Source organism: Paenibacillus sp. FSL P2-0136, from assembly GCF_037975325.1.
Classification (GTDB): domain Bacteria; phylum Bacillota; class Bacilli; order Paenibacillales; family Paenibacillaceae; genus Paenibacillus_AQ; species Paenibacillus_AQ silagei.
On the sequence record NZ_CP150244.1, the window covers coordinates 3,397,604 to 3,410,369 of the forward strand.

Here is a 12,766-nt window from a genome sequence, read left to right on the forward strand (position 1 = left end):
AGATTTACAAACGATTTCACAGATATGGGGGCCTTCGGATTCGAGAGCGCGGTGCTATCATTGGTAATGAAACGGCAGGAATTATGGATTGTAAGCGCATTAACGGGCTGGCGCCAGAGCCGTTCTTGGTTAGAGGCAGCGCCAAATTACCAGGGTCTGGAGGAACGGAAGAAGCGATGAGAGAAATTCTGTTGAACGAATTGAACTGGGAAGTCAAAGGATACTGGCCTTGGGTGCCGCTGAAGGGTACAAGCATGGAGCTAGGCCAGGAATTAATGGGGGTGACCGACTGGATGCCGGCAACGGTGCCGGGGGGAGTTCATTACGATCTCTACAGACAGGGCTGGATTGCCAATCCCTATGAGGACTTGAACAGCTTGAGCTGCGAATGGGTAGAGAATCGCTGGTGGGTGTACCGTATGACCTTGAAACGACCGGAGTTGAAGGGGTCCCGAGTTGAGCTGGTCTTTCTGGGGCTTGATTATGAAGCAGCGGTATACGCTGATCATATCCTGCTTGGGGAGCATAAAGGAATGTTTGATCCGGCTGTGTACGATGTTACAGAGCTGCTATCCGTTAGGGAGAAGCTTGAGATCTCCGTGCTTCTGAAGCAGGCGCCCGATGAAATGGGGCAAATCGGCAAAACCTCGGCCACCTTCACACAGAAGAGCCGGTTCAATTATAAGTGGGATTTCTCTACCCGGCTGGTTAACGTTGGAATCTGGGATGATGTGCTGCTAAGGATACATGAGGATTATTCGTGGGGTGAAATGTCCATCACGACCGATGCTGAGGTTGAAGAGGACGGCAGCACTCAGGTGGCTGGCTGTATTGAAATACAGGCCGCCGTTTCATCCACTTCTGGAGCAGAGCCTGCCCGGACACTGATGGCGAATATCACCTGCTCTGATCCCGGAGGTAATCTGCTGTTGATGCAGACGCATCCCGTCTGTGCTGGATCGGTGCTCAAGACCACGCTGGACATCCCTGAACCTGAGCTATGGTATCCCAATAGTTACGGGGCGCAGCCGCTCTACAGTCTTGAACTGAAGCTGCTGGATGAAGACGGGAAGGAGCTGGATACTCGGGTTATACGAACCGGCATCCGCAAGCTTGATTATATCCGAAATGTTGACAGTCCTGACAATGCGCTGCCCTATACAGTGGTCATCAACGGCCGCCGGATCTATATGAAAGGGGTGAATATGACACCTCTGGACCATCTCTACGGAAATATAACAGTCGAACAGTATCAGCTTATGGTCCGTCTCATGAAGGCGGCTCATGTCAATCTTGTCCGGGTATGGGGCGGCGGGATCATTGAGAAGCAGGTCTTCTACGACCTATGCGATGCGAACGGCATTATGGTCTGGCAGGAATTCATCCAGTCGAGCTCGGGGATTGACAATATTCCTTCCAAGCAGCCGGAGTTCCTTGAGCTGCTGCACCAGTCCGCCCGCTCAGCACTCAAGACGAAGCGTAATCATGTCGCCATGACGATATGGAGCGGCGGCAATGAATTAATGAGCGAGCCGAATAAGCCTTCGGACTTAAGCGATTCCAATCTGGCAATGCTGAAGGAACTCGTTGAGCAGTATGATCCGCAGCGGCTGTTCCTGCCAACCTCGGCTTCCGGTCCGGTGGAGTATATTAGCGAGACCAAGGGGCAGGGGCATGATGTACACGGTCACTGGAAGTACATGGGCAACCCGTATCATTACGAGCTATATGGCAGCAACGATAATCTGCTGCACAGTGAATTTGGGGTGGACGGTCTGAGTTCACTCAAGAGTCTTGAGAAATTCCTGGGCGCAGCGCACCGCCAGCCGGTCTCCATGGAGTACAGTGCAGTCTGGAGACATCACGGGGAGTGGTGGGATACGCTGAGCCGGGATGAAGAAATATTCGGCAGTCTGACAGATCTGGCACAATTCTCCGCCTGTAGCCAGTGGATTCAGGCGGAAGGAATCCGCTTCGTGCTGGAGGCCAACCGGCGGCGCAAGTTCCGGAACAGCGGAAGCATTGTCTGGCAGCTCAACGAACCCTGGCCGAACGTGTCCTGTACCAATGTGGTTGATTATTATGGTGAACCGAAGATGGCTTACCACTGGATGAAACAGGCCTTCCGTCCACTGCATGTATCACTGGACTACCGGAGTCTGCTGCTCACACCCGGCACTGATTTCCAGGGAGATGTATACGTACATGGCTGGGAAGGGGAATCGTGTGAAGCTGATGCGGAGGTCCTGAATGCGGCGGGCCGGAGCCTGCACAGGCAGCGCTTCATAACCCGAGGAGACAGAGACCGGGCAGTCTGCGCCGGGACCCTGAAGTTCACAGTACCTGAGCAGGAGGACCAGTTATATTTCGTCAGATTGTCCTTTATCAACCGTGAAGAAGAACCGCAGCAGAATGTATATGTATTCTCTACCGCCAGGGAGCATCTGTACGCACCAGCGTTAGCGCTTACAGGCGGCAATCTTCAGGTGCGCCAGGAGAATAGATGGCTGCCCGCTGTTACCGGAGAGCTGAGTCTGCAAGCCTGCTTCATGGTAGCTAATACAGGCAGTGAAGCGTTGCTGCATGTACATGCGGAAGAGAAGGGAAACCGCTACTGGATGGAAGCAGACGAGCAGTTCCTGACCTTGTTCCCTGGTGAGGCAAGAATGGTGACGGTGACCTGCACGCCGAGACAGGCGGGAGGATTCCTGGCCGGGGAGAATCACAGCATCTCCGGTGACCTGCCGGTTATACAGTTCAAATCGTTCCTGGCTGTCCAGGGCGCAAGCAAACCGGACGGGGGGCAGGAGAATCGTGAATAGACCATTATGTTATGTTCCAGGGCCATTCGTACCGCTAAGCCGGTATGTTCAAGCGGGCGGGCATGAGCCCGTTACCGTTCCGGTAAGCCGGGCAGTGGCGGACTATCTAAGACGGCATCGCTCCATTCTGAAGCTGGCCTGTCAGCGCAGCGGCGAGGTGACCTACCTTAATGCACGGTGGTCCACACGTTATGAAGATACCGTTGAAGCTGAAGCAGCAGCCTGGAACAGCAATACAGCGGAAGGCGTGTTCGTACTTGTCAGCCCGCTGCTTACCAATATGTTCCCGGTAGTATCGCACTGGGATAACGATTCAGCAGAGGGCGGAGGCAGGTTCCGCTATGGAGGAACAGACGGCATTGGAACGCTGCGCATGGACGAAGCGGGCGAGCAGGTTATTTCCGAGCATGTAAAGCTCTATAACAGCGACACCGACAGCCCTTATGTATATAACACTGAAGATTATGAGCTGTTTGGGGATGGAGAAGCGGAGAAAACACTGAAAAATCCGCAATTTGAGCATTACATCGGGGACCGTTACAGTCTCTATGCCGTCGATGATTTGGTGGCTGTATCCTTGAGTGACCGTATGCTCAAGACCTTCGGATATCCTGTGGTCTTCATTAATGAATCCAGGGAAGAAGGGGCGCTAATAGGTGATGCACCTGTATTTCAGCTAATCAGCAACAGGCTGCTGAATTCGGAGAACCGGCATAGCCTGGCTTCCTATATTCTCCCGCCTTATTGGAATCCGGCGAACGCCAAGAGGTATCCGCTGTTGTTCAATGGTTATTATGACGCCAATGAGAACACCTTCAGTACTGTGGGACCTTCATTTCTGGAGATCATAGGCAAGACGTTGGCCGGCACGGGACAAGGCGTGGTTGGCATTCTCTGGAACGGCGGAGGCTACATCGGAAGCCGCTCCCTGCAAGGCTCAATCTATGGAGGGATCGGGGCGGCAATTGCCAGCGCCCAGGACCGCTATGGCGGTGATGCAGACCAGGTAGTGGCTGTGGGAGGTTCGCGCGGCGGATTGACTGCACTGCTGGCCGGAGGCAACCCGCACCGGCTGCCTTACCGGGTACGTTACACACTGTGCTATGCACCGCCGCTCATCCTTAACGGACTTATCCGAGAGTTTGCGGAAGGCGCCTGTCCGCTGATCTGGCATGTAGCAGAGGTGGACACCGGTTACCGTGATATTTGGAAGCAAAATTGGCGGCATCCGGTGACAGGAAGCACAGCAATTGAGACTCTTCTGTGGACCCTTACAGGTGAAAGTGACCCCGGCCTTCTGAAGGAAACTGCCGGACTCGAATCCGGGTTCTTCCTGCAAGGGCTGAAGGCGAGCGGTACGAAGCTGCTGATCAATCACGGTACACATGATGCCTTCACTCTCAGCCGGTTCAGCTTTGCTTTTGCCGCATTGGTCCGAAGCTATGGCATTCCGCTGCGTCATGAGATTGGCTACCGCTTCGGCCATAACAACTGTACGGATCTCTACGAGCAGGCGGCCCTATGCCTGAAGGCTCTGCTGCAGGATCAGGAGCTTGACTTCACAGGAACGGTTCATTACCGCAGACGCAGTCCGGCTGCAGGAGAATGGGAACAGGCTGAACGGTTTATCCCGGCCCATCAGCCGGTTTTTCTGGAGGCGCCGAAGATTATACCCGCAGGCAGTCCGGTAGCTTGGACACTGTATGGAGAGCAAGGCATGGAATACCGGCTGGAGCTGGAGAGCCTGGATCAGCAGGCATGGGAACAGAACAAGCAGGTGATCCGTAACAAGCGCATCACGCTTGCGACCGGGAGATTGCCGGACAAGCGCCATCCCCTTGAAGTCTGCTCGTGGCAGGAGGGGATAAGCCCATCCACTGACGCGTTAAGTGCAGGTTATTATCTGTATGAGCTGTCCTACAGGCTGAGAGGTGAACTGGACTGGACTGAGGTCTCACCTTCCCGGGTGCCGCAGCCTGGTGTAGAGCCGCAGTCGGTTCTCCGCATTCTGGAGGAGCAGCCCAATCCGGCAAGCGAGGCCTTCCGCGCGGAAGCGGCTGTGCTGTGCATCAGCTCCGGGCTGTCTGAAGCCTGAGCAGGCAGCTTAACCGGTACAGAAGGTATACCAACTATAGAACGCCTGACCGGAGTGAATTACGGTTCCGGAAGGAAGGAAGGACAGGAGCATGATTGGAAGAATCAATGAAGCAAAGCCTTTTATCGCAAAGAAAAAGAACGGGAATCCTCTGCGGCGACTGCTCAGAGATTGGTCCTCCTGGATATTAATAGTGCCAACGGTGTTAGTCTTTTTCTTTTTTTCCTGGCAACCGCTCGTTAAGGGGATTGTGCTCTCTTTCTTCAACACCGAGGGTTATAATGCTGTAAGCTTTGCCGGATTGCAGAACTACAAGGATGTTATTCAGAATTCGGCATTTCAGCAGACACTGGTCAATTCATTTATGTATGTGATCTGGTCGCTGCTGATCGGCTTTGCCGTCCCGATTGTAGTCGCTGTTGTAATTAATGAACTCAGACACGGGAAGTCCTTTTTCCGCTTCTCCGTCTTTTTTCCCAGTATGGTTCCCGGTATTGCGGCTTCCATGTTATGGATGTTCCTGTTTGAGCCCGGGCAGGGCGGTTTGCTGAACAGTATGCTGAGTGCCTTGGGCTTCCCGGTACAGCAATGGCTCCAGGACCCGAAGATGACCATAATGCTGATCATATTCACCATCACCTGGCGGAACTTCGGAGGGACGGTGCTGCTCTATCTGGCAAGCCTTCAGAGTATCAATCATGATCTGTATGAAGCAGCTTCGATCGACGGTGCCAATGTATGGCGGCGCTTCAGAAGCATTACCCTTCCGCAAATTTCCAGCATGATCGGACTGATGATGATTCTGCAGATCAGCGGGGTATTTCAGATCTTCAATGAACCGCTGGTCATGACCGAGGGCGGACCGAATAATGCTTCCATGACGCTGATGCTGCAAAGCTATTATTATGCATTCCGCAGTTTCGAGGCAGGCCATTCCATGGCGCTGGGGGTTATTACTTTTCTTGTCCTGATGGTGCTTACCGTTATTTATTTCAGGCTGGATAAGAAATTGAACAGGGAGTAGAAGCCATGAAAACCAATGAAGCTTACGGCATTATCGGCAATATTGAATACAGATCACCCTGGGTGCGCCTGTTGTACTGGAGCTTGTTCCTTCTGATGATTGCGCTCGCCGTCGTCTGTATCCTGCCTCCAGTCTGGATCATGGTCTCAAGCCTTAAGGACATTAAGGAGTTCTATGCGATTCCGCCTACCTTAATTCCCCGTACTTTTAATCTCAGCAAGCTGTGGGAGACCTGGCAGGAGTTCAATTTCCTCAGTTACTATCTGAATACAGCTTACCTGGCTGCCGGTTCTGTGCTGTTCTGTCTCACCTTTAACGGGCTGGCCGGATATTTCTTCTCCAAGCTGAAGCCGCGCGGGAGCGCGCTGCTGTTCGTGCTGATTGTATGGACGATGATGGTTCCGAATACGGTGGGAATGGTGCCGCTGTTCAAGAACCTGATTGATTTCCCGCTGCTGCATGTGAATCTGACCAATACCTTCTGGCCGATGTGGTTCATGGCTGCCGTGAATCCGGTGGTAATACTGATCTTCAAGAACTTCTTCGACTCGATTCCCCAGGCGCTGCTGGAAGCGGCCAAGATCGACGGGGCGAGCACCATCGGTATCTTCATCCGGGTGATTCTTCCGCTCAGCGGCCCGGTTATGGCCACGATTACGATTCTTACGATGAATAGTGTATGGCAGGATTTCTTCTGGCCCTTCATGGTACTGAAGGATAAATCGACCTGGTCGGTCATTGTGGCCATCTATAATTTGAAAGCGACATTACCGCAGGACATTCAGTTTATTGCCCTGACGTTTGCCATCCTGCCGCCGATTCTGCTGTTTATTTTTTTCCAAAGGTACATTATGAACGGGCAAGCCTTCGGCGGCAGCATCAAAGGTTAATGTCACCCGATCACAAACCATTTCACAGTTTTGCCCCGTAGGGCGCTCTAAAGGGCGCATGGTAAGATGATTTCAGAATTAAAGAAAGCGCTTTACAAAATGCAGAATTGCTATAAGAATAATTCTAGGGGGAATTACATTGAGAATGGCACACACCAAGAAACTAACCGCAACACTGGCGCTCACACTGCTGCTTACTGCCGGACTGGCCGGCTGCGGCGGCTCCAATGAAGGGAAAACAGGCGGGAGCGGAAATGCAGCAGCCGGCAAACAGGTTACGATTAAGGTCAGTAACTGGCCGAAGCCGAATGAGGAAGCCAAGATCGCCCAGTATGAACAGCTCATGGCGAAGATGAAAACTAATTATCCGAACATTACAGTGGACAAGGATGAATGGGGCTACGACGTCAGCTCGTTCCTGCCCAAAGCTGCGAGCGGGCAGCTTCCAACGGTATATGAGACCTTTTTCACCGAGACAAGCAAAATCATCAAAGCTAATTACGCAGCGGATATCACGGACATGATGAAGAAGTATGGATATGACAAGGCCATTAACCCGGATCTTCTAAAAATGGTGACCAAGGACGGCAAGTATTACGGGATTCCGAAGGACGGCTATGTCATCGGCATGCTCTACAATGTGAATCTCTTCAAGGAAGCGGGCCTTCTGGATGATAAGGGGATTCCGAAGTTCCCCAAAACATATGAGGAGCTGGCGGAAACTGCGCAGATCATCAAGCAAAAGACCGGCAAAGCCGGAATGTTCCTGCCGACGAAGAGCGGCCAGGGCGGCTGGATGTTCATGAATATTGCCTGGGCTTACGGTGCGGAATTCGAGAAGCAGGTTGACGGCAAATGGCAGGCGGTATTCAATTCTCCCGAGGCGGCTGCGGCGCTGCAATATGTGAAGGATTTGAAATGGAAATACAATGTGCTGCCGGATAACAATCTGGTGGATGTGACCAATGACATGTTCCGTATGCTCGGCACCGATCAGGTTGCCATGAGCTTCGGCACCAACGACTGGCCTCCGGTCATCCAGCAGCAGACCAAGATGTCCAAGGACAATATTGCCATGTCAGCTCTGCCTGTAGGACCGATTGGACAACCTGTTACCCTGCTGGGGGGCGGCCTGTATATGTTCTCGCCGAATGTAACACCAGAGCAGATTGATGCCGGATTCAAATGGCTGAAGACCTACGGGTTCACACCAGAATCATCAGAGGAGGCTCTGACCGGCTGGGATATCGAGAAGAAGACACTCAGCGATCAGGGATTGATCGTCGGCCCTTACGGGCTGCGGATCTGGACCGATGAGAAGCGTATAGGTGAGGAACAGAAAATTCTCGACAAATACAACAACGTGAATCTGGACATGTTCCGTGATTATATGGACAACGGCAGCAAGGGGATGCGGGCGGAGGAACCCGTCAATGCCCAGGAATTGTATCAGAAGCTGGATGTCGTGCTGCAATCCGTGCTAACAGACAAGAATGCAGATCCGCAGAAGATCCTGGACAAGGCGGCTGAAGAATTCCAGCGGGATTATCTCGATAAGGTAAAATAAAACGCAGTCAAACACCGGCGCCGTCCTTCTGAAGGGCGGCGATGCCGTTTATATGAAGGTGAAGGGAGATAGGGATAACATGGCAGCAAAAGAATGGGGAGACTGGAGCGCCCGCTGGATCTGGCTGCAGGAAGATCAAGAAACTACGGATAGGGAAGCGCGGCATGAGCGGGTATATTTCCGCAGAGTGTTTGAGCTGCCAGCCGGTACCGGAAAGGCTTACAGTATGAATGTGGCCATTACCGCAGACAGCCGCTACAGGCTGTTCGTCAATGGGCAGCGTCAATGGGCCGGTCCTTGCAAGGGGCATGAACATGTACACTATTATGAGGAATACAGCCTGGAGGGTGTCCTGCAGCCGGGGATCAATGTAATTGCTGTTACAGTAGTTCATTATGCCGGGACTGCTCCCTTTGAAATGGGGGAAGACGGTCCTTTATCGGTATGGCGTTCAGAGCAAGGCGGTCTGCTTGTAGAAGCGGAGATTACAGCGGACGGGCAGCTTGTGCAGGAACTGCCTACAGATACCTCCTGGAAATGTATCCGGGATCACGGCTACCGGCTCCGCCCGTTTCCGATGATGCGCTGGATGGGCGGATTGGAGGAGACCGCAGGGGACACAGCACTCCGGGACTGGATGCTGCCGGAATATGATGACAGTGCCTGGAGTGCTGCCCGGGTGGTGCAGCCGGTAAGGGATGAATACGGTCAATTAACCCCCTGGCAGCTGGCCCGGCGTCCGGTTCCGCTGCTCTATGAGCAGGAACAATGCTTCCTGAAGCTGATGCGCAGCAGCTGCGGGGAGGGGGATGCCCTCTTCACGGCCGGGCATAGCCTGGAGCTGAAGAATGGAGCCGGATGCACTTCCTCTTCTATTGTAGTGCCTGCTCAAGGTGTACTTGTCCAGGCGGGAGAGCAGCTCTGGCTGGAGCTGGATGCAGCCGAGCTGACCACAGGTTATCTGCAGCTTAAGCTCCAGGGCGGAGGAGGCAGTCTCATTACACTCCAATACGCAGAATGCTATGAAGAAGAGACAGGGGATGAGGAAGTCCGCCGCAAAGCCGTCCGTGATGATATGAGGGAGCAGGTATTGCGGGGCGGTTACGACAGCTATCGGCCAGCCGGTTATGGTACAGAAGACCAGCCCGAAGGGTATGAGCCATTCTGGTTCCGTACCTTCCGTTATATGCGGCTGGAGGTTCATGCCGGAACCGAACCGCTGAGGATAACCGGAATCAGCTACAGGGAGACCGGATATCCGCTCCAGCTGCAAGGAAGTTTTCACTGCTCGGATGAACGTTATAACCGTCTCTGGGAGCTGAGTGTGCGGACGCTCAAACGCTGTATGCATGAGACCTATGAGGACACTCCCTATTATGAACAGCTGCAATACACAATGGATACCAGGCTGATGATGGAATTTACGTACCTGCTGTCAGGAGACGACAGGCTGGCCCGCAGGGCCATGAAGGACTACAGAGCTTCACAGCTGCCAAACGGGATGCTGCAAAGCCGCTATCCCTCAGTGCTGCCGCAGGTCATTCCGTCCTTCTCCCTGTACTGGATCGGAATGATTCATGACCACTACAGGGTCTTCAGGGATCTGACGCTGGTGAAGCATTACCGGACGGCCATGCTGTCCGTGCTGGACTGGTTCGATCAGCGCTTGACGCCGGAAGGACTGGTTGATCGGACTCCGCGCCAGTACTGGAATTATTACGACTGGGTAGAAGAATGGCCGCTTGGCGCTCCGGATTGCACGAATGAGGCACCTGCCACTCTGATGAGTCTAATGTATGCTTTTGCACTGGGACAAGCGGCCGAGCTGCTGGAAGCGAGCGGCTGGACACAGCTTGCCGCAGAACTGCTCCAGCGCAAGGCCGCAGTCAACGCTGCGGTATTGGATAACTGCCGCCAAGCGGACGGTCCGTTCTTCCGCGACAGCCCGGAGGCAGGACCAGAGGTGCAGCTCAGCCAGCACACGCAGGTCTGGGCAGTACTGGCTGGCACTGTGTCTGCTGCGGAGGGAGGGGCTCTGCTGCAAACGGTATTGACCGATACGCCGATGGCCAAGCTCTCGCTGCCGATGAGCTATTATCTGTTCCGTGCGCTGGAGCTAAGCGGAATGTATGACCGGTCTTTCGGGCTATGGGCACGCTGGATGAAGCAGCTGGAGCTGGGTCTGACCACACTTCCCGAGATCGACTCTGCGGACACCAGAAGCGACTGTCATGCCTGGAGCGCACTGCCGATTACTGAATTCACCAGAGGGATATTGGGGGTCCGTCAGGAAATAGATGGCATCATTTTGCAGCCTCATTGCGGAGAGCTACAATACGCCAGCGGAGCCGTAAGCACAGAACAGGGCCTTATCACCGTGAGCTGGGAGATAACTACAGAGGAAGGCGTCGAAGTGTTCCGCTTGGAAGCCGTCTGGACACCCGGCTCAGCCATTACTGTTATTCTGCCGAATGGAGAGGTTCAGAAGAGTGACACAGGCCGGATAGAGATCGACATTAGGGGCTTTAACTGCTAGTATAGCATCAGACTTTATACGGTAAATTGAATCAGTAAGCTCGAACCAGCTACTATTGTGTTCCGTTTTCCGATTACATTCGGCTTACGCGGCGCTCCCAGTCCAATTGTGTTCGGTTTTCCGATTACATTTGGCCTACGCAGCGCTCCCAGTCCAATTGTGATCGGTTTTTCGATTACATTTGGCCTACGCAGCGCTCCCAGTCCAATTGTGATCGGTTTTTCGATTACATTCGGCTTACGCGGTGCACCCAGTCCAATTGTGATCGGTTTTTCTTCGCTCCAGCATAATGAGCACGATTTTTCGCATACATCTGGCTCAATGACTTCACTCTTATAGTCCTTCAGGCCTCATCGCGCCCACTCCACCTTTTTAAATCTGACTCTGCATTAGTATATGGTCAGATTTAAACTAGTGGCAGGCTTAATTGTACTTCGTACAACTAGAACGCCTGATTTCAAACCAATTATTCGTTTAGATGTATTTCGTACATTTAAATTATCACTGTACCTTGATTCTCACACCTTCGGGCTGATTTAGTTGCACAGACTACAGGTATACGCTGCTCTTATGCCTTTTGGCTGGTTTTAATTGTACATTCTACAGCTATCGTTGAATTGGGTCTTATTTCAGCTTGATTTACTCTAACACCGGAAGGGGATGGGAAGCCCTATGTTCAGATCGTTCGGCCGCAACATCCGCCTGGTCCTGGTGTTGTTCATTACGGTCTATATCTCTGCTTCAAGCTTCATTCTGTACCGCAATATGGAGCACAGGAGCATGGATATGCTCAGGCAGCTGTCTGTCCAGTACACCGGCCAGCAGCATAAGAATACACTGCTGTTCATGAACTGGCTGGAAGAGACCTCCAAGCTGATTTCCAATAATCAGGTGGTGCAGCAAGCGCTGAAGAAACCAGCGTATGACGGGGCAATTTCCCCGATACTGGAAGGTATACGTTCTTCCAGCAGTGATATACTCGGCATTTACATTTGGGGTGAAGCAGGCGTGGCTTATTCTTCCAGCAATGTGTCGGGGCTGCTCCCGTTCACCGAGATTAAGAAGGACCCGGGAATGCAGCAATTCCTGGGAGATCGTGAGCAGACCTTACGCTGGACAGTCCTGAACCGCGAACAACTGATGAATGCGCCTACAGATCTGCGTGACCGTCTGCTGCTTGAAGTGAAAATTCAGGAAGCGGGAGGACGGGTCCTCGGTCTGCTCTCCCTTGAAGTGGAGATTGGCAAGCTGTACAGCTTCTACCTGTCAGACAAGAATTCGATCTACGGGGAGAATGAGGTCTACCTGCTGAAGGAAGACGGGAAGCTGCTGATGGCAGCGGACATGCCTCCGGTGCGCCTTCAGGAAATCGGAGCAGCGCTGGCCACACCGGGAAAGAGCAGCCTGAACGAAACGGACTTCATGGTGCGCGAAACAGCCGGTGGCCTAATTCTGCTCTACCCGCTGCCCGATTCGGCTGATCAGATTGTCACCTATATCTCTGCGGACGGCATGAAGGCAGAGCTCCAGGCGTTCAAATATATAATGCTGGCATTGAACATCGCAGTATTCATATTGTTCTGGCTGCTGATCTCTATGCTGAGCAGCAGTATTGTGAATCCGTTGAACCAGCTGTACCTGAAGATCAATTCAACGATGAAGGAGTAGGCGACACAAAAGAAATCCAGCATCGATCCAAGCACATGCAGTACGGCGAACCGTATCGCAAGTAGGGGCGAGTTTTTTGCTGACTTTTTCGTGCAGAAATTGCAAGGTATTCATTTTTTATTTCCGATAAAATAACCTTGAAGGGAGGGAATACGATGGATTGG

At 52.9% G+C, this 12,766-nt stretch carries 7 protein-coding genes; all 7 read left to right on the forward strand.

Translation table 11 applies throughout. The annotated features are described in order from the left end of the window. Nucleotides 1–176 precede the first annotated feature (176 nt). Complete coding sequence (locus NYE26_RS14230) at nt 177–2,822, forward strand: glycoside hydrolase family 2 TIM barrel-domain containing protein (RefSeq protein ID WP_339256699.1); 2,646 nt, start codon at nt 177–179, stop codon at nt 2,820–2,822. Further along, nucleotides 2,815–4,917, forward strand: a complete 2,103-nt coding sequence (locus tag NYE26_RS14235; protein WP_339256701.1) for a hypothetical protein — start codon at nt 2,815–2,817, stop codon at nt 4,915–4,917. Before NYE26_RS14230 ends, NYE26_RS14235 begins: the two co-directional genes overlap by 8 nt. Before the next feature lie 91 nt (nt 4,918–5,008). After that, a complete protein-coding gene (locus NYE26_RS14240) occupies nt 5,009–5,941 on the forward strand; it encodes a sugar ABC transporter permease (protein ID WP_081751282.1) in 933 nt (310 codons plus the stop codon). A gap of 5 nt (nt 5,942–5,946) precedes the next feature. Further along, complete coding sequence (locus NYE26_RS14245; RefSeq protein ID WP_339256704.1) at nt 5,947–6,831, forward strand: carbohydrate ABC transporter permease; 885 nt, start codon at nt 5,947–5,949, stop codon at nt 6,829–6,831. A gap of 139 nt (nt 6,832–6,970) precedes the next feature. Beyond that, the gene (locus tag NYE26_RS14250) at nt 6,971–8,398 is read left to right on the forward strand and encodes a hypothetical protein (RefSeq protein ID WP_339256706.1); all 1,428 of its coding nucleotides are present in this window, start codon (nt 6,971–6,973) and stop codon (nt 8,396–8,398) included. Between the two features lie 79 nt (nt 8,399–8,477). Next, a complete protein-coding gene (locus NYE26_RS14255; RefSeq protein ID WP_339256708.1) occupies nt 8,478–10,934 on the forward strand; it encodes an alpha-L-rhamnosidase N-terminal domain-containing protein in 2,457 nt (818 codons plus the stop codon). 672 nt (nt 10,935–11,606) lie between these two features. Further along, entirely contained in the window at nt 11,607–12,602 is a 996-nt protein-coding gene (locus NYE26_RS14260; protein ID WP_339256710.1) for a hypothetical protein, read from the forward strand. Nucleotides 12,603–12,766: the final 164 nt, after the last annotated feature.